The sequence below is a fragment of the Methanococcoides sp. DA23 genome (assembly GCF_057593895.1).
The window spans coordinates 1,986,236-2,007,772 of sequence record NZ_CM172520.1 but is presented as its reverse complement, the minus strand read 5'-3'; the positions used below and the strand labels follow the sequence as shown (position 1 = coordinate 2,007,772).

General features: G+C 45.2%; 22 protein-coding genes. 6 read left to right on the top strand and 16 right to left on the bottom strand.

The window, feature by feature from the left end:
• Positions 1-42: 42 nt before the first annotated feature.
• The 3 genes from AC20MK_RS09950 to moaA form a co-directional block, all read right to left on the bottom strand.
• Complete coding sequence (locus tag AC20MK_RS09950) at positions 43-1,698, bottom strand: SulP family inorganic anion transporter (RefSeq protein WP_487355657.1); 1,656 nt, start codon at positions 1,696-1,698, stop codon at positions 43-45.
• 394 nt (positions 1,699-2,092) lie between these two features.
• On the bottom strand, positions 2,093-2,242 hold the full coding sequence (locus AC20MK_RS09945) for a hypothetical protein (RefSeq protein ID WP_487355656.1): 150 nt from the start codon (positions 2,240-2,242) through the stop codon (positions 2,093-2,095).
• On the bottom strand, positions 2,220-3,182 hold the full coding sequence (moaA, locus tag AC20MK_RS09940; protein WP_487355655.1) for a GTP 3',8-cyclase MoaA: 963 nt from the start codon (positions 3,180-3,182) through the stop codon (positions 2,220-2,222). Before moaA ends, AC20MK_RS09945 begins: the two co-directional genes overlap by 23 nt.
• A 77-nt stretch (positions 3,183-3,259) precedes the next feature.
• On the opposite strand from moaA, the gene AC20MK_RS09935 reads away from it, so the two are divergent.
• The gene (locus AC20MK_RS09935) at positions 3,260-4,579 is read left to right on the top strand and encodes a cobyrinic acid a,c-diamide synthase CobB (RefSeq protein WP_487355654.1); all 1,320 of its coding nucleotides are present in this window, start codon (positions 3,260-3,262) and stop codon (positions 4,577-4,579) included.
• Between the two features lie 4 nt (positions 4,580-4,583).
• Here the strand turns inward: AC20MK_RS09935 and priL are convergent, their stop codons facing one another.
• From priL to AC20MK_RS09915, 4 genes are all read right to left on the bottom strand, one after another.
• A complete protein-coding gene (priL, locus tag AC20MK_RS09930; protein WP_487355653.1) occupies positions 4,584-5,678 on the bottom strand; it encodes a DNA primase regulatory subunit PriL in 1,095 nt (364 codons plus the stop codon).
• Position 5,679: 1 nt separating this feature from the next.
• Entirely contained in the window at positions 5,680-6,417 is a 738-nt protein-coding gene (locus AC20MK_RS09925) for a DNA polymerase sliding clamp (protein WP_487355652.1), read from the bottom strand.
• Between the two features lie 90 nt (positions 6,418-6,507).
• Positions 6,508-6,819 (bottom strand): transcription factor S, encoded by a 312-nt coding sequence (locus AC20MK_RS09920; RefSeq protein ID WP_487355651.1) that lies wholly within the window; start codon positions 6,817-6,819, stop codon positions 6,508-6,510.
• The gene (locus AC20MK_RS09915; protein WP_487355650.1) at positions 6,797-7,216 is read right to left on the bottom strand and encodes an NUDIX domain-containing protein; all 420 of its coding nucleotides are present in this window, start codon (positions 7,214-7,216) and stop codon (positions 6,797-6,799) included. Before AC20MK_RS09915 ends, AC20MK_RS09920 begins: the two co-directional genes overlap by 23 nt.
• Before the next feature lie 66 nt (positions 7,217-7,282).
• On the opposite strand from AC20MK_RS09915, the gene artA reads away from it, so the two are divergent.
• The 3 genes from artA to AC20MK_RS09900 are packed head-to-tail and all read left to right on the top strand — an operon-like array spanning position 7,283 to position 9,413.
• Positions 7,283-8,095 carry an archaeosortase A gene (artA, locus tag AC20MK_RS09910; protein ID WP_487355649.1) on the top strand — a complete coding sequence of 271 codons (813 nt, stop codon included), beginning with the start codon at positions 7,283-7,285 and terminating at the stop codon, positions 8,093-8,095.
• A gap of 11 nt (positions 8,096-8,106) precedes the next feature.
• Positions 8,107-8,733 carry a phosphatidylserine decarboxylase gene (locus tag AC20MK_RS09905; protein ID WP_487355648.1) on the top strand — a complete coding sequence of 209 codons (627 nt, stop codon included), beginning with the start codon at positions 8,107-8,109 and terminating at the stop codon, positions 8,731-8,733.
• Positions 8,730-9,413, top strand: a complete 684-nt coding sequence (locus AC20MK_RS09900; RefSeq protein WP_487355647.1) for an archaetidylserine synthase — start codon at positions 8,730-8,732, stop codon at positions 9,411-9,413. The genes AC20MK_RS09905 and AC20MK_RS09900 overlap by 4 nt, the downstream gene beginning before the upstream one ends.
• Before the next feature lie 47 nt (positions 9,414-9,460).
• On the opposite strand, the gene clpB is transcribed toward AC20MK_RS09900, so the two are convergent.
• A complete protein-coding gene (clpB, locus tag AC20MK_RS09895) occupies positions 9,461-12,070 on the bottom strand; it encodes an ATP-dependent chaperone ClpB (RefSeq protein WP_487355646.1) in 2,610 nt (869 codons plus the stop codon).
• A gap of 435 nt (positions 12,071-12,505) precedes the next feature.
• On the opposite strand from clpB, the gene AC20MK_RS09890 reads away from it, so the two are divergent.
• A complete protein-coding gene (locus AC20MK_RS09890) occupies positions 12,506-13,726 on the top strand; it encodes a sensor histidine kinase (protein ID WP_487355645.1) in 1,221 nt (406 codons plus the stop codon).
• Between the two features lie 61 nt (positions 13,727-13,787).
• On the top strand, positions 13,788-14,156 hold the full coding sequence (locus AC20MK_RS09885; protein WP_487355644.1) for a dihydroneopterin aldolase family protein: 369 nt from the start codon (positions 13,788-13,790) through the stop codon (positions 14,154-14,156).
• A 16-nt stretch (positions 14,157-14,172) separates the two neighbouring features.
• Here the strand turns inward: AC20MK_RS09885 and hisC are convergent, their stop codons facing one another.
• The 8 genes from hisC to AC20MK_RS09845 form a co-directional block, all read right to left on the bottom strand.
• Positions 14,173-15,255, bottom strand: coding sequence for a histidinol-phosphate transaminase (gene hisC / locus AC20MK_RS09880; RefSeq protein ID WP_487355643.1), 1,083 nt, complete (start codon positions 15,253-15,255; stop codon positions 14,173-14,175).
• Positions 15,242-16,414 (bottom strand): acetylornithine transaminase, encoded by a 1,173-nt coding sequence (locus tag AC20MK_RS09875; RefSeq protein ID WP_487355642.1) that lies wholly within the window; start codon positions 16,412-16,414, stop codon positions 15,242-15,244. The genes hisC and AC20MK_RS09875 overlap by 14 nt, the downstream gene beginning before the upstream one ends.
• Positions 16,415-16,441: 27 nt before the next feature.
• A complete protein-coding gene (locus AC20MK_RS09870; RefSeq protein ID WP_487355641.1) occupies positions 16,442-17,272 on the bottom strand; it encodes an acyltransferase in 831 nt (276 codons plus the stop codon).
• 162 nt (positions 17,273-17,434) lie between these two features.
• Positions 17,435-17,905: a PUA domain-containing protein gene (locus AC20MK_RS09865; protein ID WP_487355640.1), complete on the bottom strand. Its 471-nt coding sequence runs from the start codon at positions 17,903-17,905 to the stop codon at positions 17,435-17,437.
• Between the two features lie 367 nt (positions 17,906-18,272).
• A complete protein-coding gene (locus AC20MK_RS09860; protein WP_487355639.1) occupies positions 18,273-19,733 on the bottom strand; it encodes an RtcB family protein in 1,461 nt (486 codons plus the stop codon).
• A gap of 52 nt (positions 19,734-19,785) precedes the next feature.
• Positions 19,786-20,226 (bottom strand): archease, encoded by a 441-nt coding sequence (locus tag AC20MK_RS09855; RefSeq protein WP_487355638.1) that lies wholly within the window; start codon positions 20,224-20,226, stop codon positions 19,786-19,788.
• A 71-nt stretch (positions 20,227-20,297) separates the two neighbouring features.
• Positions 20,298-20,906 (bottom strand): CDP-alcohol phosphatidyltransferase family protein, encoded by a 609-nt coding sequence (locus AC20MK_RS09850; protein WP_487355637.1) that lies wholly within the window; start codon positions 20,904-20,906, stop codon positions 20,298-20,300.
• Positions 20,907-20,989: 83 nt separating this feature from the next.
• Entirely contained in the window at positions 20,990-21,529 is a 540-nt protein-coding gene (locus AC20MK_RS09845) for an aldolase (RefSeq protein WP_487355636.1), read from the bottom strand.
• Positions 21,530-21,537 lie beyond the last annotated feature (8 nt).

Sequence of the window (21,537 nt, the reverse complement as noted above, 5' to 3'; positions counted from 1 at the left end):
CTGATCCATTGCTATCTATCTTGATGCAGGGATGGGGTGGGTTCATCTATTTCCATCCCTTTTCTGTAAATATCCAAGGGCTTCCTGCGTGCTTTTGAAGATTATGACATCCTTTTCCTGTATCAACTTGTTCAGGACAACGTCAGAGTTGATCGATCTCATTACTTCCGGCTGCACGGTTGTCAAATATACCTTGCTACCTGTTCCTTTTCTGGTACTGATGAAGCTTTTCAACCTTTCTATGCCTGTGGTATCGATAAAAGGAACATAACGCATCCTTAGGATCATGTGGGGCTTGCTCATGTGTATGTGTTCATCGACCTTGTTCTCGAATACTGCCATTGCACCAAAGAAGAATGGGCCATTTATCGTATAAACCGATACATTGTCCTTTAGATAAGGGTCTGCAAGTATGGTGGCATTTATTCCTTCGGAAGGGTCGTAGTTCTCCATTGACTGGACATCGATTATGTTGGTCAGGCGTATGAACAGCAGTATTATCGAAAGGAACATGCCTGCCTGGATGGCAAATACAAGGTCAGTAAGGACGGTCAATGCAAGTGTCGTCAACAGGACGAATGTATCCATCTTGCTGATGTTCATCGTGGTCCTGATCTCATCTACATTGACCATTTTGATCGAGACAAGTACTAGGATGCCTGCAAGATATGCTTTTGGGATATACTGTGCGATGGGTCCGAAGAATATCAATATCCCAAGCAGCACAAGGGCATGAATGACCCCTGACATGCGGGTCTTGGCACCTTCTCTTATATTGACTGCACTTCTTGCGATCGCCGCTGTTGCGGGAATGCCTGCAAAGAACGGAAGGATGACGTTTGCAATTCCCTGCCCTATCAGTTCTTTGTTGCTGTTGTGCTTGGTGTTCGTCATCGCATCACAGACCACAGCACAAAGAAGGGACTCTATGGTCCCTAGAAGAGCTATGGTAAATGCTGCCGGAAGGACTGCATACATAAGTCCGATGTTGATGTCCAGCATGTGGACCTGGGGTATCGTACTTGGGATCTCTCCTACGATAGGTATGTCAAGATCGAAGCGATATGTGAGGATAACTGAAAGTACCAAGGTTATGATGGAGGCAGGAATGTTCTTCAGATATTTTATGTTGGACAATGCCTTTGGCAGCAGTAACATGAGTGCTATGGTGCCTGCGAACATGCTCAATGCCAAAATATTCATCATGTCAATGCCTATAAAAACATCATAAACAGTTTCCCATACACGTTCACGTGCAGGTAATGCCAGTCCGAACACATTGGACAGCTGTCCTATCAATATTATTATGCCGATACCGCTTGTAAATCCGGATATTACTGGCAATGGGATGTATTTTACAACTTTGCCCAATCTGAATATGCCGAAGAGTATCTGGAAAAGACCTGCCAAGAACCCTGCTAACAATAATCCTTCAACACCATGGACATTGACCGTTGAAAGGACAATAACTGTCATGGCCCCTGTTGGTCCGGATATTGAATAACGCGAACCGCCAAAAGTGGATATAAGCATTCCTGCAATAATGGCAGTGTAAAGCCCCATTACTGGCTCAACTCCGGAAGCTATCGCAAAAGCGATGGCAAGTGGAAGTGCCACAACTGCAGTTATAATGCCTGCTTTCAGGTCGCTCAAAAACGATTCTTCAAAATATTTCTTAACTTTCTGTTCTGTTATCATTAGATCAAGTCTGTGTTATTTTAGTCTGGATTATTTATCTATAAATATATAATTTTTAAATAATGTGTATGGGTGATACCGTAAACAGGGTACTCCAGTATATAGTTTTTGGATTTATCCTAACGCTTGACGATATTTTGGGAAAATAATTTATGTCCGAACTGAAGCACAGATAACTTCTGTTATGACTGGATCAAATTGGTTAAATATCAGAATAAAATAGTTGTTCCACTCGAGGCCATGTTAAAAGTGTCAAAAACAGTGGAGTAATTTGAGTTAATGGGAGAACAATCTGGATGTGTTAAGTAAATGAATGAACATATGTTGGACAAATATATTGAATTGCAGTGATGCTGTCCGTTCTATTTTGCTCTGCGTAGCCGTCTTGTCTCTCTTATCTCTTAACTCGGATCGTCATTTCTTTCCAGTCCTCTTCAACACCATGCAATGTCTCCACAGAAGAGCCGGTCATTGCTGCGAGTATCTCTGTAACGAAATGGTTGATCTCTATGTTCTTTCCATCAACTGTAAGTTCTACTTCCATTTTTCTTTTCTCCTATTATCGTTTTATCCTTCATGTCCCTGTAGAACGGAACTCTGCGATCGATGGACCTGCGTAATAGTTCCGGCAGTTCCTCAGGTTCTGCTTCTGAGACGTCGATGAGGTTGTTGTTGACCAGCAGGCAAGGTTTGAGCTTACCGTCTGCGGTTATTCTGAGCCTGTTGCAGTTGGCGCAGAACTCCGTATTCTCGACAGGTCTTACGAACTCGACCTCAGCACCATCGATGACGTATTTCTTACGGTGGTGCATGTTACGCATTGTAATATTGTCTGCATGCTGTTCAAGTTTTTTTTCTATGCTGTCCGCATCAAGATCGTACTGTGCCCCGTCCCTGAAATCCATCACCTGTATTATCTGTAATATCAGGTCGCCTTTTTTACTTCGGACAAGTTCCAGCATGTCCTCGATCTCATCTTCATTGATGCCTTTGAGGAGTACCATGTTCAGTTTGACCGGTGTAAGTCCGGCACTTATGGCAGCATCTATCCCTTCAAGGACCTTCTGCAGGGTTTCCGGGCTTCCATGAGTGATGTATGCATACTTTTCAGGATCAAGGGTATCAAGACTGACATTGACACGGTCCAGTCCAGCCTCTTTCAGAGCGAATGCGCGTTCTTTTAGAAAAACGCCGTTCGTTGTAACTGAAACATCCTTAAGTTTTGGGAGTTGTCGAAGTATGTCCTCGAAATCCTCCCTGACGAGCGGTTCTCCTCCGGAGAACTTGACCTTGTTAACGCCGAACTTTGCCGCAGTGCTGACAATGGCAGAAATTGTCTTTGCGGACATTTCTTTCCTGCTTCCCTCATCGCCTTCGCTGTGACAATATATGCAATCAAGGTTGCAGCGGTTCGTAATTGAGATCCGAAGACTTGTAACAGTACGTCCGAACCTGTCTGTCAAATTATCACTGGGTGGATTCATGGTCGTGTACACAAAATGATTCTTAAGTTGTGAAACAGATGGTAATCGATATATATAAAACCAACTCAATTAGTGCCATGAAACGATCGGTCCTAATTGCAGGAACGCATAGCGGTGTCGGTAAAACGACTGTTGCTATGGGAATTATGGCGGCTCTTACCAAAAGGAACATGAAAGTACAGCCTTACAAGGTTGGTCCGGATTATATAGACCCCACACATCACGCAGCTATCTGCGGGGTGTCCTCAAGGAACCTTGATACTTTCATGATGGGGGTGGATGGTGTCCGCAGAACTGTGGATAACAGTTATAAGGATGCTGATATCTCTGTCATCGAAGGCGTTATGGGGCTTTATGACGGTATGGATTCAACGGAGATCGCCAGCTCGGCACATGTTGCAAAGTCACTGGGGATACCTGTCATACTTGTCGTGAACGTACATGGTATGTCCAGAAGCGCCGCTGCCATTGTGAAAGGCTTTACCGAATTCGACAAGGATGTTGAGATTGCAGGTGTTATCCTTAACAGGGTGGGAAGTCCACGCCATGCAAAGCTTATCAGGGATGCCCTTCAGGATATTCCGATAGTCGGAACTGTTCCCAGGAACAATGACGTGAAGGTCCCTTCAAGGCATCTTGGTCTGCATATGGCATCTGAGCAGGACTATGACGTGGACCTGCTTGCCAGCTTCATTGAGGAAAATGTCGATATTGATACTATCCTATCACTTGCCCGTGAACCCACTAAGCCTGAGGTTGAAGATGACCGGTGTGTCGGGAACATGTCCGAGGTCAGCATAGGCGTTGCCAGGGACAGCGCATTCTGTTTCTACTATGAGGAAATGTTCGATATGTTCAGGAAATGTGGTGCGAACATCGAGTTCTTCAGTCCTCTGGATGGTGAACTTCCTGAGGTGGATGGTCTGTATTTCGGTGGAGGTTATCCGGAACTCCATATCGCAGAACTTGAGCGGTCAAGCACGACAAAGAAGCTCAAAGACCTTTCTGCAGATGGTATGCCTATCTATGGTGAGTGTGGAGGGTTGCAGTATCTGTGCAGTTCCTATGAGATAGAGGATGTTGTTTACAAGATGGCAGACCTCTTCCCTGCAGAGACGGTGCAGACAAAAAGGCTTCAGGCACTTGGATACACTGAGGGTATCGCAAAAGGCAAGTTCATAAAAGGACCTGTCAGAGGTCATGAATTCCATTATTCTCTGACGGAATGCGATAGTGATTCAAAGCTTGTTTACGAAATGTCCCGTGGAAAAGGTATCATGAACGGAAAGGATGGTATCACGGAGCATAATTCCCTTGCGAGTTATATGCATGCACACCCTGGCTCGTTCCCTGTGGACAGTTTTGTGGAACAATGTCGCCAGTACAAAAAGAGATAAATAATTAATGAGGGGGAGTTTCTCCTTCCTTTTTCTCTTCGTTCCCTTTTTCGTTATCTTTTTGCATCCTGTTCTTGAACCACGTCCTCCTGCTGTAATATCCCAAAGGATGTTTTACTCCCTTGCATATCTCGTCCGGGGCATAACAGTTACCGTAGGTTCTCATGGTGTTGCAGGATGGTGGTTTGTATGTTGTACCTGATGAAGTTCCGGCGATGTGTTCTATCTGGTAGCGTGTCTTTTCCTCATCAAAGTCTGGAGAGATGTTGAACATTGCCACTACTTCGTCAACGGACATGCCGATGTTTATCAGGAACGAGGTCATTGCAAATCTCATGGAATGAGCAAGGTTCACTCCGGCACGTACATTTGCGATGGCTTGCGTGATGCATGGTGGGAACAGGTCACTTTCTACCTTCTGGAACTCTCCTACTCCGAATTCGGTCTTCTTCTTTTCCAGTTCTTCACTTATCACATCAGTATGCGGGATGCAGGCTTCACATATCTCTTTCGGAACGGTTACTGGAAGTGAGTTCTGTATCCGCAGGCGTATGGCTTCCTGGAGCAGGCGGGCAAGCTCTTCCTTGGTTATCTTTACGTAGCCGCTCTTCATCTTCCGGTTCACAAGTTTCCAGTTAAGGTCCTTCAAAGGACTTGCAAGTTTGATATAATCCGTAAAATGCAGGTCGAATAATATATCATGGGTTTCCTGATTCTCGTAGATCTCCGCATTGATCTTGAAATCAGTGGAAAGGTCCTGCAGGAACTCAGGTTGCTGTGTTTTCAACAAATGGTATGCGGCCTTGGCTTCGGCAAGTGCATATTTTCGGGTCAAAAAAGGGTCATCTATGCAGGAGACGAGTATCCTTGAAAAAGGGTAAGACAACAGTTCAGTAAGTATCTTTCCTTCTTCTGAACTGGAGGGGGATGGTTTCTCGATCTCACCTTCAAGTGCTTGTATCACACGTTCCTTTCCTCTTATTCGTGCTGATTCCAGTGCACGTGAGGATAGTAGCCTGTCCGGTGAAAATCCGAGGCTGCCGACATATTCGGATGCCTCGGAAACAAAAGGATATAAGGCGAGATGTCTGTTATCCATTTTAGTCTGATTCGATCCTTGGTGCCAGCAGATATCCCACGCTGCCGTTTCCGTTGGCAATGCCGAAATTGATCTTTATAGGGAAATCCTTGCCTAAATGAAGGGAGATCTCGTTGGATTTTGAAGCTGGCTTGATGATGTCTGACAGGTAGTCAAGTGAGAACAGTGAACGCACTTCAGACGGCTTGATGTCAATAAGCTGGTCACGTGTCATGGTGAGCTTCACACGGTCGGTGTCACCCTCTGCTTCCATGAAGAAGGACTCTCCTTCAACACCAAGTAACATATGATCACTGATCTTCTCAGCGGCTTTAACAGCTTTTTGCAGGTCCTTTCCGTTAAGGACTATCTCTGCTGGCAGTTCAAGCTGTGGGATTCTTGGTTCTGCACGTATGGTGGATGGGTCAAGCAGTGAAACTGTGTATGAAAAACCGCCTATCTGGATCTTCAGTTTCTTTGATTCCTCATCGAGTTCCATCTGGACCTTATCGTCCCTGTCTGCAACTCCCAGTATGTCATTGATCCTCGAAAGGTCCAATCCCAACTCACAGTCGTCTGCTTCAAAGTCATCGAATGCCTCTGGGGTAAGGTCAAAACTTACCATCGCAACGTTTGCAGGGTCGACCGCCCTTACAATAACTCCTTCTGGTGAAATCCTGAACCTTGCTTCGTCCACGAGTACAGAAAGCGTTTCGATCGAATCCTTTAGAAGATATGCATCAATTGTCGCCTTGAACATGTTGTTTCTCCACCGAATAATCTCAATTTCAACTTGCTTATATCATTTCCTATATATATGTGTCACTGCTTTTTTCAGCATACCTATATATTAGTCGTACTCACGCCATGTGAAGCCACATTTGATACATTTGAAAAATCGTGTTTCCGACTCATCGGCGGACCTTAATTGTCTTAGCCACCAGTATGCAGTATTGTTTCCACATTCTTCACATCTTGCGGTTGTTGTGGGCAGTCCTATGTCGGTATCGCCTTCAAGGACAGTGACCTCTCTTTCCTCTCTTGATGATGTGCTCATAAGTTCTGGAGCGGCATCCTTCGTTTTCTCATATCCACATTTTCGACATTTAAGCGTCCCTTCGATCGGGTGCATCATACTTTTACATTTTGGACAGAATTCCATTAATATCATCTCCTGCATCGTCTATCATTTTTCGGTGGTCGAAAGCCAGTTCTGGCAGTTTTTCGGGATCGAACAAAGCTACATCTGTTGCATCAGTGTTCGCTTCCGGCTTTCCATGACCTGTCGCGAGATAGCATACGGACACAGTGTGTCCACGAGGATCGCGTGAAGGGTCCGAATATACTCCGATCAATTTAACAATATCGATGGATAATCCGGTTTCTTCAAAAGATTCCCTGATTGCCGCAGCTTCAGTTGTCTCGCCTACCTCTACAAAGCCACCAGGTAGTGCAAATTCGTTTTTGAACGGATAATTGTTCCGTTTTACGAGTACAATCTTACCATTTAAGATGATTACGGCATCAACGGTCAATAGGGGTGTTGTTGGGACTGGCATTTTTTACAGAACCTTATGCATTTAGCAAGATACTATATATGATACCTGTTATAAAGATGCTTTATTATGATAGAAAACGTACTTTGGATCGCCGTCGCATTAATGGTGGCATCTGCTATCCTACCTTCAACTAAAAGGATAAAGTTCCTGATCGGAGGTTTAGGGTGGGTGTTCTTTTCACTACATTGGGCTTACCAGCCATTACATTATATCGCGATAAATGATTATTTCAATGTAATACTTACTATAGCCATTGCTCTTTTCTGCCTTTTCATGGCACAGAATATGGTCCGTGGTTACAGTAGTTCCTCAGTTTCTGAAGAAAAAGGTCATCTCAATATTGTGCTAATGGCTACAAGTGCAACTGCTCTTGGTTCCCTTTTCTATTTCCCTTTTGCGAACATACCTTCGCTCAATCAGTGGATAATCTCCACAGTTACTGGTAATACGGTATGGATGCTCCAGGCGCTGGGGCATGATGTGATCGCAAGTGGTAATGGCGTGATCTATAACGGATATGCTGTTAATATCATACTTGCCTGTACTGCCATTGAGAGCATTGCTTTGTTCACGGGTCTTATTATCTCCATAAACGCTCCGAAAAAGAAGCTCTTCCAGGCTTTCATGGTGTCGGTTCCAGTGATCTACACATTGAACCTCGTCAGAAATACCTTTGTGATAGTCGCATATGGTGAACAGTGGTTCGGTCCTGAAAGTTTTGAAGTTGCTCATCATATTATTGCCAAGTTCGGATCAGGGATCGCACTTTTTCTCATAGCCTATGTGGTGATGAAAATATTGCCTGAACTGCTTGACCTGATAGATGGTCTGTGGAAAATGACCACGGAACAGTTAAGGTCTTTCGTACGTAAGATGTAAGGGAATCGGAAATGTTAGCTAAAGATTCTCTTTCATGGGTAGTTACTGTAGTTATCCTAATGGTCATTTCCCTGACCGCAGCGATAGTGACGGGAATTGATCTTGTATGGTATCTGTTCTATCTCTTTCTCTTCCTCACTGTCTTTGTCACCTGGTTCTTCCGGGACCCTGACAGGACTACCAAGATCTGTGACCATTGCATGTTCTCGGCAGCCGATGGCAGGGTTATTGATGTCAGTGGGCAACGGATCTGCGTATTCATGAATGTCCATAATGTGCATGTGAACCGTGCACCTATATCTGGTGTCGTGAAGAGCATAACTCACAAAAAAGGTGGTTACTTGCCTGCTTTTCACAAGGATTCCGAGCGGAACGAACGCACTGTCACAGTGATAAAGAGCAGCCACGGTGATGTGAATGTGACGCAGATAGCCGGTGTAATGGTTCGCAGGATAGTTTCCTATGTCAATGTAGGGGATGAGCTTGTCAATGGTGAAAAGATAGGGATGATCCGTTTTGGTTCCCGTGTCGATGTGACCATTCCGGATGATTTTGATATTACTTGTAATGTCGGTGACCGTGTATATGCAGGCGAAACGATAATCGCAAAAGAAAAGAACTTTAAGGTACGGAAATGACTTTTATAAAACTCCTTAAGATTCCTGATGTTGTGACACTTGGCAATGCCATGTTCGGTATGCTTTCAATTTTCAGTGCATTTTCCGGAAAAGCTGACCTGGCTTTTATCTTTATTCTCTTAGCAGCCATTGCCGATGGTGCGGATGGCTTTCTGGCCCGCAGAATGGGGTCAAGTGCCATAGGTGAAAATCTTGATTCACTTGCAGATGCGATCTCTTTTGGTACGGCGCCGGCAATTGTCATCTTTTTGATATATGGGCATCTCCAGCCTTATCTTGTGGGAGCTGTTGCCTGTGTCTATGTTATCTGTGGTGTTCTCAGACTTGCGAGATTCAACACAAAGAACAAGGCTATCCCTGATTTCGAAGGGCTTCCAATAACTGCTGCAGCTGCTGTTCTTGCCTCTTACCTGTTAATGGGGGACAAATACATAATACTGTATGGGATCGTTACGATAATGCTTCTGCTGTCGTATCTTATGATAAGTGAACATCCTTATCCCAAACTTCGGCATCCCAAAGCAATGGCCATTATGGCAATCATCTTCATGCTTCCAATATTGTCTTATTTCATCCTGCCGGAATATCTTTTCATCTTTGCAACTCTGATGTTCCTTTTGCTACTTCTCTACCTTGAATCTCCGATAATGAAGATCCCTCGGCAGTATTATGATGAATGATAGTGTGGAATAAATAAAAAAAGTGAAGGGATGGGTCCCTTCATTGATCATTGTTCTGCTGTCTGTGTTCTTACTCCTACAACGATGCCCCGCTCATCAGCATCCACTTCTATGGTAGAACCTTCAAGGACCTTTCCTTCAACGATCAACTTTGCGACTGCGGTTTCGACCTGGTTCTGAATGACACGCTTGAGGGGTCGCGCTCCAAAGGCTTCACTGTAGCCAGCTTCACCAAGGTAATGTTTCGCCTTCTCTGATATTTCAAGCTCCATTCTCTTTTCTTTAAGCCTCTGTATGAGGTCAGCGACCTTAATGTCAACAATGCTCACAAGCTGTTCCCTTGTCAGTGGCCGGAAGATGGCAAGTTCATCTATGCGATTGATGAATTCCGGTCGGAAATATTTGGCAAGTTCGTTCTGCGCCATCTCCTGCATTTCTGCGTAATCTTCACCTTCTTCCAGTTTCGAGATGGTGCGGTCAACGCAGATATTAGATGTCATGATGATCAGCGTATTCTTGAAATCCACTGTTCTTCCATGCGAATCGGTCAGTCTTCCATCATCGAGGATCTGGAGCAGGACATTGAACACATCAGGGTGGGCCTTTTCTATCTCATCGAAGAGAACGACTGCATAAGGTCGTCTGCGAACCGCTTCTGTAAGCTGTCCTCCTTCCTCATGTCCGATGTATCCTGGAGGCGCTCCGATAAGGCGTGCGACGGTATGCTTTTCCATGTATTCCGACATGTCGATGCGTATCATATTGTTCTCATCATTGAACATTTCTGCAGCGAGCGCCTTTGCAAGTTCGGTCTTGCCAACCCCGGTAGGTCCAAGGAAAATGAAACTTCCAATGGGTCTTTTCGGGTCCTTGATGCCTGCATAAGCGCGTATGATCGCATCGGAAACCGCTTTCACTGTCTCGTTCTGGCCGACGATCCTCTCATGAAGTTTATCTTCCAGATGTGTGAGCTTCTCACGTTCCCCTTCCATCAACCTTGTTATGGGAATGTTGGTCCATTGGCTTACTACCTGTGCAATATCCTCTTCCCAAACCTCTTCCTTGAGGAGCATGTCATCCTGTTGCTCCTGCAACTTTGTCTCCTCTTCCTTATACTGATGTTCAAGAGGGGTTAAACTACCGTATTTGAGCTTTGAGGCCAGCTCGAAATCTCCGCTGTTCTCAGCAAGCTCGAGCTGTGTCTTAATGTCCTCGATCTGCTGTTTCAGTGATCCCAGGTTCGCAATGGTGTCCTTTTCTCCCTGCCACTTCGCACGCATGGCATCGGATTCAGCACGAATGTCCGCAAGTTCCTTTTCAAGGTCAGCTACTCTTTCCTTTGAAACCGCATCCTTCTCTTTTTTCAGGGCCTCTCTTTCTATCTCGAGCTGCAATATCTTACGGTCTGCCTCATCAAGCTCGGATGGTTTACTGTCAATGGCAGTTCTGACCTTTGCGGCGGCTTCATCAACAAGGTCGATGGCCTTGTCTGGCAGGAACCTGTCCGAAATATAGCGGTTACTGAGGACCGCAGCAGCCACGAGTGCAGCATCCTTGATCCTTACTCCGTGGTGAACCTCGTATCTTTCTTTCAGCCCTCTAAGGATCGATATGGTATTCTCTACATCAGGCTGTTCAACAAGGACAGGCAGGAATCTTCTTTCAAGGGCTGCATCCTTCTCTATATACTTGCGGTATTCGTCAAGCGTGGTGGCACCTATGCAATGCAGCTCGCCTCTTGCGAGCATCGGCTTTAATAAGTTCCCTGCATCCATTGCACCTTCGGTGGCTCCTGCTCCTACGATGGTGTGCAGCTCGTCAATGAACAAAATGATCTGTCCCTGGGAATCAGCAACTTCCTTTAAGACCGCTTTAAGGCGTTCCTCGAACTCTCCTCTGAACTTCGCCCCTGCGATAAGTGCACCCATGTCGAGTGCTACGATCTTCTTGTCCTTCATATCATCAGGAATATCATGTTTTGCAATACGCAGGGCAAGGCCTTCTACAATAGCTGTCTTACCAACCCCAGCCTCTCCTATGAGCACGGGATTGTTCTTCCTGCGGCGTGAAAGGATCTCTATGGTGTGTCGGATCTCCTGTTCCCTTCCTATTACCGGGTCAAGTCTTCCTTGAGCTGCAAGTTTGGTGATGTCAATTCCGTATTTCTTGAGCGGTTCCATTGTGTCTTCCGGATTTTCGCTGGTAATGCGTCGATTCCCCCTTAGTTCTTTAATTGCTTCTAATGTGGCATCCATTGTGATGCCTGCTTTATCGAGTATCCGGTAACTTGTGCTCTCCTTTTCTTTCAGGAGTGCGATGAGCATGTGTTCCACGCTGATGTATTCATCATTCATTGAACCTGCTTCTTTTTCAGCTGTATCGAGTACTCTGCTGTATGCCTGGCTCACGTAAGTCTGTCCGCTTCCCGATCCGGATACCTGTGGCAGTTCTGACAAATGCTCTTCAAGTTTCCTTACGATTGACTGGTTGTCAGCTCCCATCCTTTCAAGAAGCGTAGGTACGAGTCCGCCATCCTGTTCCACCAATGCAAGTAACAGATGTTCGCATTCTGTCTGCTGATTATAATACCTTGCAGCAATGGAGAATGATCTCTGTATGGCTTCCTGTGCTTTTTGTGTAAAACGGTTAAGGTCCATTTTTACCTCCGTATATGGTGATACAATGGTATTTAAATTTCTGTCTTTTCTGATATCTGCAACGGAAACATCTTCCCCAGTGTTTCACGTTTCATCTTAGATATCGTCAAATTTTCTGTTATTGTTTGACCCTTTCCTTATATCAAACAATTTAATTTAGTGTATATGACATTTAAACATTTTCCAAAGAAATAGTACTTAGCATGCTTGCAAATCTTTCCGATGATGGGGAAGAACTTCGGGAATTCTTGTGCCTGCGTGGCGGAAGTTATTGACAATAAGGTTGGGCTTAAGTGGCGGTCTCATTAAGTTTTTTATTCACAGATGTAAATATTTATTTGTATAATTAAGTTTATATAACTGTTTGAACCTAATTAACTACTGAACATTGTTTGTGGGACAACTTGTTCAGTTAAATGGTGGGGGCAGCGGGTATTGTCAGCAGAAATAGTTGAGCAGGAACTGGAATTTTATCATTTGGACTTGGATGGCAAAGTGAAAGAAAGGGCCGAAGGGATGTCTCGTGTCAATGAGCAGCTTGAAGCAGAACTATTAGAGAATGATCGAGTTGAAGGTATGATAGAGGATCATGAACTTTTACTTGAAAATGTTCTTGAATCGTCTGGTGACGGCATTGTTTATTTTGATATTGAGAATAAGGCCAAGTTGATGAATTCACAATTCCGGTTTATGTGGAACATTCCTGTAAATATAGGGGTCGATATGGACTATTTGGATATATTTGCGGAATTTGTTTTTCCACAGCTTGAGAATGCTGATAATGTGGCCTCTAAGATACGTGACTTCTCAAGCCGAAAAGAAAAAGATAGTGGCTTGTTATGTCTCAAAGATGGTCGTGTCATCGAATATAATCTATTCCCGGTTTTCAAAGATGGGTCCATTCAAGGCCATGTCTGTAATTGTCGTGATATAACTATAAACAAAAAAGCGGAATCTGAACTTAAGAAGTATGCTGAGGAGCTGGAACATTCTAATGAGCTAAAGGACCTGTTCGCAGATATCTTGCGGCATGATCTGTTGAATCCAGCCGGGATAGTCAAAGGGTTTCTGAATGTTCTTATACAAAAAGAGGATGATCCCTATATTCTGGATATGCTCAAAAAAGTGGAAATGAGCAATCAGAAGCTTATCGATATGATCGGGATGGCTGCAAAACTTTCAAGACTTGATTCAGATGAGGATGTCGAGTTCAATGTTATTGATCTTGGCTTTATGGTCAACATCGCAAAGACGAACTTTGGACCCATGTTCGAGAATAAGGGTATGAAGGTCGTGTCCCTTTTCAGTGGATTTTATCCTGCAAAGGCTAATCTAATGATCGAGGAAGTGTTCGCAAATCTTCTTTCAAATGCTATAAAATACAGTCCTGAAGGCAGTACTGTCTATGTTGATATTTTTGATGTAGGCGATGAGTGGAAAGTGCAGTTCACTGATTTTGGTGAAGGTATTCCCGATGGGGATAAAGAATTCGTTTTTGATAGGTTCAAGCGTGCCAACAAGACCTCTACAAAGGGAAATGGTCTTGGTCTTGCTATCGTAAAGAAGATAATCGATCTTCATGGTGGTAGTTTCGGAGTTGAGGACAATCCCTGTGGGGCTGGATGTGTTTTCTGGGTAACTCTGAAAAAAGGATGATCTTCGGTCCTTCTACCAAATTGGCTATATATATGAAGGTCAATGTCGTTGCATCAGGAACATGGTAGATATAATGGTCGAAGATACAATTACTGACAGGGATAACGTGCTTTTTGAAGCGGGTATCAAGCTTGGAGCTTTATATCATCAGTTCACAGGTTCTCCGGTGAACCTTCGTACTGTGGAAAGCCTTGAGACAGCTATTGCGCAGAGCATTTCAGTACAGCCTTGTGTGGAGAACATCACTGTGAGCATAGACCGGGATATTCTAGGCTCAAAGCTCAACGATGAGTTCGGTTACTGCGAGCTTGAAGGGCGCATGCTCAATGTCCAGATAGATGCAATATATGGCTCAGCAAAGGCGCATGTTTCAATGGAGTTCAATAAGGAACTTGACTACCCATTGATGAAAATAGATAAAATAGAATGACCGCTTAGGGCAGCGGTCAGATCTCAGAGAAGGCTTTTACGACCTTCTCATTCTGTTCTTGTGTTCCTATGGTCACACGTATGAGTGATAGGCCGGCATGTGCAAAGGATGTGCAATCACGCACGATGATGCCTTTTTTAAGTAATTCGGTAGTGAAATCGCGTGCTTTGTGTGGTGCTACATCGACAAGTACGAAGTTGGCCTGCGTATCGTAGACCTGGAAAGGTAATTCTTCCTGAAGGAACTTCTTTCCTTTAACCGCCAGTTCGATGCTTTTGTTCAGGTGCTCGGTATCCGAGAGTGCAGCTATCCCTGCGGCCATTGCAGTCGTACTGACATTGAATGGGGTTGCTATCTTCATATACTCTTCTCTGAGCCACTCCGGCATGATGCCGTATCCCATTCTCAGACCTGCAAGACCGAATGCCTTTGAAAACGTCCTGCCCACAATGATGTTGTCATGTTGAAGTACAAGATCTGCAACATTCTTCTCGGCAAATTCCACATATGCCTCATCCACGAAAACAAGTGCATCCGTAGCTGTTGCGATCTTCATTATGTCTTCTTCAGGAATTACATTTCCTGTGGGGTTGTTCGGGGAGCACAGGAAGATCATCTTCGTGTTCGTGGTGAGGGCTGCCAGTAATTTATCCACATTGATCGAAAAGTCCTTTTCACGCTGGACATATACCGTAGTTGCACCGTTGGCACGTGCAGCTATCTCATAGTAGGAGAATGTGGGGGTGGTGATCACCACTTCGTCACCATTAGTTATGACAAGCCTTGCCAGTCCGTCCAGCAGTCCGTCCATCCCGGGACCTGATGCAACGATATTGTCTGCAGGTATATCTGTATAGTCAGATATCGCATCCACAAGTTCGCGTGCATCTGCTGAAGGGTAGATACTGATGCCCTGTGCATTCTCAATGAGTGCTTCGACAGCTTTTGGTGAAGGTCCCAGGGGATTCTCGTTCGATCCGAGCTTGATGATAGAGGATGGTTCAAGTCCGTAGGTCTTCACTATGTCCTCGATGGACTTACCGGGAACATATTTGGCAATGGATGCTATCTCATCCTTTATCAGTTCATATCTGGGCAATGAGCTCAACCACCTTGTCTATCTGTTCCTTTGTTATGATCAGTGGAGGTGCTATACGTATGACCTTCTCGGAGGTGCAGTTCAAGAGAATGCCATTGTCCCTTGCAAGGTCTACGATATCTGCACAGGCGCGGTTGATCTCGACACCTATCATAAGACCGCGTCCACGAACTTCGACAATGCTGTCGTTATCAAGGGAATTTAGCTCGTTCATGAAGTATTGTCCCATCTCTGCCGAGCGTTCCACCAGCTTCTCATCCCTTATCGCATCAATGGATGCCAGGGCTGCAGCACAGGCAAGGGGTCCTCCTCCGAAAGTTGCAGCATGCTGGCTCTTTTCAAATGTAATTCCATCCCGGGCCACGATAGCGCCCATTGGGAATCCGCCGCCTATGGCCTTTGCCATGGTCATGATGTCCGGTTCGACCTTTGAATGGTCCTTGCAGAACCATTTACCTGTCCTTCCAAATCCTGTCTGCACTTCATCGAATATCAGGAGCATCTCGTTCTCATCACAGATCTCGCGCACTTCTCTCAGGTATTCGTCGGAAGGCACATTTATGCCACCTTCTCCCTGTATGGGTTCCACGATGACGGCAGCTGTATCCTCTGTGATCGTGTCCCTTATGGACTGTGCATCGTTGTAGGGTACGAATCTCTCTCCCTGTATGAGTGGCTCGAAAGGTGTCCTGTAAACGGATTTGTATGTGACTGACAGTGAACCCATTGATCTTCCGTGGAAGGAGTTCTCAGCAGCGATGAATTCCTTCTTGCCGGTGGCGACCCTTGCCAGTTTCATTGCAGCTTCCACTGCTTCGGTTCCGGAATTGCAGAAGAATGCACGCCCCATGCCTGAAATGTTCACAAGTTCTTCGGCAAAGTTCGCCTGGACGTCCGTGTAATAGAGGTTTGATGTGTGTATGAGCTTGCCTGCCTGCTTGCTGAGGGCCTCGACAACTTTCGGGTGGCAGTGTCCAACATTGTTCACAGCGATCCCGGCAACACAGTCGATATATTCCCTTCCCTCGATGTCACGGACCACTGAACCCTGTCCGCTTTCAAGTGCTAATGGCTGACGAGTGTATGTCTGCATCACATACTTTGAATCTTTCTCAACGATTGAATCGTAATCTTTTGATAGAGTGGTCTCTTTGGTCATAAAAAGCCTCTAAATAGTTAGTAATGGTCAAATGTCAAGCGTCATAAGTTCCTTTTCATTGAGGGTCGCATCTTCTTCCCTTACGAAGATGATTCCTCCGGATGCTCTCATGACACCATCAACACGTGCACTTTCGTGTATCTTTATGGAATTGGCATTTATCTCACCAAGAACATGTGTTCTTTTGTTGATGTATACATCACCTCTGGATACAATGTTCCCGTGTATGATATTATCTTCCCCGAGGTCCACTGTATTAAGGGTGCGGATACTTCCATAAAGCGTAGTATCATTTCCCATCTCGAGTGTGGAAGCTCGGATATTGCCGACAAGGCGACAATTGTTGCCTATGGATGCTGTGGCTGGTACTCTGATGGAATCGATGGATATCTTAGAACCGTTCGGGACGATCATGGCGAGATTTCCTATGGTCTCCACTTCTTCATCGAAAAGCTCATCAAGCGCCTTTTCGACCTCTTCATCCTTGCCCATGCGTAAAAGTTCTGTCAGATAAAGGAAGAGGTATGCTATGACAGGGATCGGGTTCCTTACAACGATCCATCCCTTTGCTTCGAAACCGCTGCTGATCTTCACATCATTGCCAATGTCAAGGTCGCCTTTTACTACGAGCCTTCCGTCAATGGTGACGAACTCGCCGATGTAAGCGTTCTCTTTTGTCTTGACGTTCCCACCGATGTGTGACCATATATCTATCCTTACATCTGAGCTGGCAACTATGTCACCTGAAACCTCTACCCTTTCACCGAGTATGGCAGCTTTGGCGATAATTCCATAGCGTATGTCGGAATGGTTGCCCACTACGATATCACCATCAAGAACGATGTTACGTTCTTCCATTTTTGTATTGTCAGGAATGACAAATGTCTTCAGGAGTCCCTCTTCTGCGATATTTTCACTCTCCGGTGGGGATGATTTTGAGATTATGTATGCTCTATCAGCTTATTTAACCTGTTGCTATGCGTAGATCTTGAAATGCGCCTGCTGTTTTGCAAAGAAAGCTCATTGTTCGCATCCGCACCTGACATCGACCGCGGCACCGGTATCAAGGGCTTCGATCTCATCGGGGGACAACATCAACTGTCCAGTTGCGATCACTGTATCGTTCTCATCGACAACAAGGACCTCATCCCCGCTCCGAAGTTCAGGGTCTATGGCAGTTACATGTTTTGCAAATGTGGTCTTGCCCTTGGAGACGAAAGGCACAGCATCATCACAGACAGTGACCCTTGAACCTGGTGCAGGTATGTGATTGTGTATAGCCGTTGCAGCATCCATGCTCAATGTAAAAGTTCCATCCCTTGCTCTTACGGTCGCAATACGCTTGCTTTGGCTCATTATCTGTCGGATACGTTTTGTCCTTGATAGCTGGAATGTTGAGTCATCGGGGAACATAATTTCTCCGCATCCTTTTCCAAACTGGTAGTCAGCCATGACACGAACTTTTTTCAGCATTTTCGCATTTTTATCCATAGGCGCAAGATTATGTATTGCACTTAAAAATAGTATCGGTCGAAAATATGTTTCGGAATCGAATTGTTGGCATAACATATTTTATATTTAAATGATACCAATCAGCTTTAAATAATATTATATCAATCTCTATAATGAGGAAACGGGAAGATTGCTTGCAAACTTTTGTGTTGTAAATGACTGTAATCAAGCAAACCATTCATCCCCTCAAAAACCGTTTCCTCCTCTCTTATTATCTTCTTTTGTGGTATCTACTCGAAAGCTTTGCTTTTTTGATAAATTGATCTGATGCTATATGATATAAGGGCGGATATGTCCATATCGCCCTTACGCCTCGACCCTATATCCTTAAGATAACTTTTTTATCTCAGCCTTTAATAACGCCCATGGGCATCATTTTTGCTACCTTTCTTGCGATATCCAGCTCGTGGACCACATTGACGACTTCGCTGCTGGATTTGTAAACCCCTGGAGCCTCTTCTGCAATGACAGCTGGATGTGCTGATCTGACCGTAATGCCCCTTCTCTCAAGTTGCATCTTGATATCTTCTCCCTGGAACTCCTTTTTAGCATGTGAACGGCTCATCACCCTGCCGGCACCATGACATGCACTTCCGAACGAGGTATCCATTGATCGATCTCCTCCGTGAAGTACATAGGATGCCGTGCCCATGCTTCCGGGGATCAGCACAGGCTGCCCGACATCGCGATACTTTAAAGGAACTTCCTTATGTCCCCTTGGGAATGCCCTTGTAGCACCTTTACGGTGGACGTAGACGTTCTTCTTTTTGCCGTCAACATCATGCTCTTCGAGCTTTGCCACATTGTGTGCCACATCATATACAAGTTCCAGGCCCAGCTCATCAATATCCGAACTGAACGTGTCTGAGATAACATCCCTTGTCCAGTGCGTGATCATCTGGCGGTTGTTCCACGCATAGTTGGCGGCACATATCATTGATCCGAAGTAGTTCTGTGCTTCCTCAGACTGCGCCGGAGCACATGCAAGCTGCTTATCTGGAAGCTGTATGCCGTATTTCTTCGAAGCCTGTGACATCGTCTTGATATGGTCCGTACAGATCTGATGGCCTGTACCGCGTGAACCGCAATGTATCATAAAACTGACCTGACCTTCTTCCAGTCCAAAAGTATCAGCAGCCTCCTGGTCATATATCTTATCAACATATTGTACTTCCAGGAAATGATTTCCGCTTCCAAGGGTTCCTGCCTGTGGTCTTCCCCTCTTTCGTGCCTTGATGCTTATGTTGCTTACATCCCCGCCTTCGATACACCCGCCACCTTCACAGTGCTCAAGGTCGGTCTTTTCCCCATAACCGTTCTCCACTGCCCACTTCGATCCATGCAGGAATATATCATCAAGTTCGCTGTCCGATACTCTCAGACGGCTTTTTGATCCGACACCCGATGGCACTGCCTCGAACATCCTCTCTGTGAGCTCTTTCATCTTCGGACGGACATCATCGACCGTAAGGTTGGATCGTAAAAGCCTTACACCGCAGTTAATATCAAAACCCACACCTCCCGGGCTGATAACTCCTTCCTCTTCATCAAAGGCTGCAACGCCTCCTATGGGGAACCCGTAGCCCAGATGAGCATCAGGCATTGCCATGGAGAACTTCTGTATCCCTGGCAATTTAGCTACATTTGCTACCTGGTCAAGTGTTTCCGGTTCGAGTTCCCGGATGAGCTTATCTGAAAGGTATATCCTTCCCGGAACGTTCATTCCAGGTGAGTAGTTCTCAGGTATCTCCCAGATATTATCATCTATCCTTGTGAGCGAATCGGTTATTTTATTTCCATCTTCCATATATCCCACCCCTTAATGATATTGGTCTTATCATTGATAATATTCGTCAATTTCACGTATCGACAGTGACCTGGACCATAGATCCATTCTCGTTCTCTTCCACTTTCAGATCATTGTATGTCACTGCCTTGACCTCTGTATCGATCTCATGTCTTTCAAGGTCTATCTCTTCACCACATGCATGACCCGATAATTCGAATTTTCCATCCTTTTCTGTTATGTTTTCAACCTTGAACTCCCCGAATGAGAGGAAATCCACCTCGAAAAGGAATAGAAGTTCTGAGAGCCACTCAACAAGCAACTCATCGATCTCCGGTGCACTGACAACGATATCTTCCCTGTGTTTGCAGTCCACTTTTGATGTATTTATCATCACATTGAACATAGCTTCCGCAGCATTTGCAAAAGCATCTTCCTTTGTTTTGCCGTAGGCTCTGAACTTTGCATCCGCAGTATGTTCAAGATATTCATATTTTACTTCAGTGGACGGCATGATTTTTAGATGGTCTTTGCTCTTACTTTAAACTATTCCAGAAAGGCCCGAGGGGGTCAATAGACCCTGTCTCAGAGGCGCTTCCATATGCTGCCCATTCTCTGTATGGCTGTAATATGGCTGCCAATGGCTATCACTACGAGAGACCATCCGATGATCGTGTATCCGAAGATCGCTTCACTGTAGATGTAGTAGGCAAGGGATGCTATCAGTATCAGTACGAGCCTGTCAGCCCTGCCCATGATGCCGCCGTAGAACCTGCCGATACCCAGTGCCTGTGCCTGGGTTCCAAGGTAGCTGGTCAGAAGGACGCAGACAATGGCTATGGTGCCTATCTGCCAATGGGCATGCCCGCCGAAGAACATTCCGCATATTATGAAAACATCGGAATACCTGTCGATCACATGGTCAAGGAAATCACCTTTCTTACCGTCTGTGCGAAGGTACCTTGCGACTGCACCATCGAGGGCATCAAGGAACGAATTAAGGGCAACAAAGAATATCGCAACGAGTGCGCTTAAGGGGTTGTCCACAGAAAAATAGAATGAGATACCTGCAAGGGCAGCGCATACCAGTGAAGCCACTGAAAGAGCGTTTGGTGATATGCCTTTGCTCGCTACGCTTCTTGCGATCGGGTCGAGTATCCTTGTAGCTGCCGGTCTGAATGAATCGATGGTCATGGCTCTTCCTTGTATGTTCAATAAGATTAGAGGTCTATTACCGTATATTCACTATTAGTTATTTTGGTTCTTTTCGTGTGGATTTATTTTTTAGCAAGGTCCACAAGATACTTTATTCTACATGAATGTTCGATCTGTGTCATTATTATGTATGCTTCCGATAGGCTCTCGCCGATAGTGAACGGCCCATGGCTGTAGACCACCATTCCCAGATGCTCTTCAAAAGCCTTAACAGCTCCTTCTCCCACTTCCTTGGAACCGATCCCGCCTTTAACGATGGGTATTTCCTTAAGGAAAAGCTTTCCTTCGCTGTCAATGGGGATTATCTTATCAGAATCCGTTATGAGTGTCTGTGTGACGGAATAGGGGCAATGTGCATGAACTATCGCTTTTGCATCAGTTCCCTGATAGATGGCACGATGGACCGATGCCTCTGAAGATGCCAGTACGTCAAGGTCTGACGTATTTTCGATGGGCACTTCTACCACACTTTTCTCCTCTATCTCATCCAGTGCCGCACCTGTCCGTGTTATTATCATACTTCTTCCAACACGCACACTGATATTCCCGAAATTAGACTCTACAAGCCCGTGGTCCACAAGCTTTTTCCCAAATTTTGCCATTTCTTGCC

Coding starts and splice junctions, on each gene's coding strand:
- AC20MK_RS09950 (WP_487355657.1), bottom strand. CDS start 1,698: ATGATAACAGAACAGAAAGTTAAGAAATATTTTGAAGAATCGTTTTTG.
- AC20MK_RS09945 (WP_487355656.1), bottom strand. CDS start 2,242: ATGGAAGTAGAACTTACAGTTGATGGAAAGAACATAGAGATCAACCAT.
- moaA (WP_487355655.1), bottom strand. CDS start 3,182: ATGAATCCACCCAGTGATAATTTGACAGACAGGTTCGGACGTACTGTT.
- AC20MK_RS09935 (WP_487355654.1), top strand. CDS start 3,260: ATGAAACGATCGGTCCTAATTGCAGGAACGCATAGCGGTGTCGGTAAA.
- priL (WP_487355653.1), bottom strand. CDS start 5,678: ATGGATAACAGACATCTCGCCTTATATCCTTTTGTTTCCGAGGCATCC.
- AC20MK_RS09925 (WP_487355652.1), bottom strand. CDS start 6,417: ATGTTCAAGGCGACAATTGATGCATATCTTCTAAAGGATTCGATCGAA.
- AC20MK_RS09920 (WP_487355651.1), bottom strand. CDS start 6,819: ATGGAATTCTGTCCAAAATGTAAAAGTATGATGCACCCGATCGAAGGG.
- AC20MK_RS09915 (WP_487355650.1), bottom strand. CDS start 7,216: ATGCCAGTCCCAACAACACCCCTATTGACCGTTGATGCCGTAATCATC.
- artA (WP_487355649.1), top strand. CDS start 7,283: ATGATAGAAAACGTACTTTGGATCGCCGTCGCATTAATGGTGGCATCT.
- AC20MK_RS09905 (WP_487355648.1), top strand. CDS start 8,107: ATGTTAGCTAAAGATTCTCTTTCATGGGTAGTTACTGTAGTTATCCTA.
- AC20MK_RS09900 (WP_487355647.1), top strand. CDS start 8,730: ATGACTTTTATAAAACTCCTTAAGATTCCTGATGTTGTGACACTTGGC.
- clpB (WP_487355646.1), bottom strand. CDS start 12,070: ATGGACCTTAACCGTTTTACACAAAAAGCACAGGAAGCCATACAGAGA.
- AC20MK_RS09885 (WP_487355644.1), top strand. CDS start 13,788: ATGGTAGATATAATGGTCGAAGATACAATTACTGACAGGGATAACGTG.
- AC20MK_RS09875 (WP_487355642.1), bottom strand. CDS start 16,414: ATGACCAAAGAGACCACTCTATCAAAAGATTACGATTCAATCGTTGAG.
- AC20MK_RS09870 (WP_487355641.1), bottom strand. CDS start 17,272: ATGGAAGAACGTAACATCGTTCTTGATGGTGATATCGTAGTGGGCAAC.
- AC20MK_RS09865 (WP_487355640.1), bottom strand. CDS start 17,905: ATGGATAAAAATGCGAAAATGCTGAAAAAAGTTCGTGTCATGGCTGAC.
- AC20MK_RS09860 (WP_487355639.1), bottom strand. CDS start 19,733: ATGGAAGATGGAAATAAAATAACCGATTCGCTCACAAGGATAGATGAT.
- AC20MK_RS09855 (WP_487355638.1), bottom strand. CDS start 20,226: ATGCCGTCCACTGAAGTAAAATATGAATATCTTGAACATACTGCGGAT.
- AC20MK_RS09850 (WP_487355637.1), bottom strand. CDS start 20,906: ATGACCATCGATTCATTCAGACCGGCAGCTACAAGGATACTCGACCCG.
- AC20MK_RS09845 (WP_487355636.1), bottom strand. CDS start 21,529: ATGGCAAAATTTGGGAAAAAGCTTGTGGACCACGGGCTTGTAGAGTCT.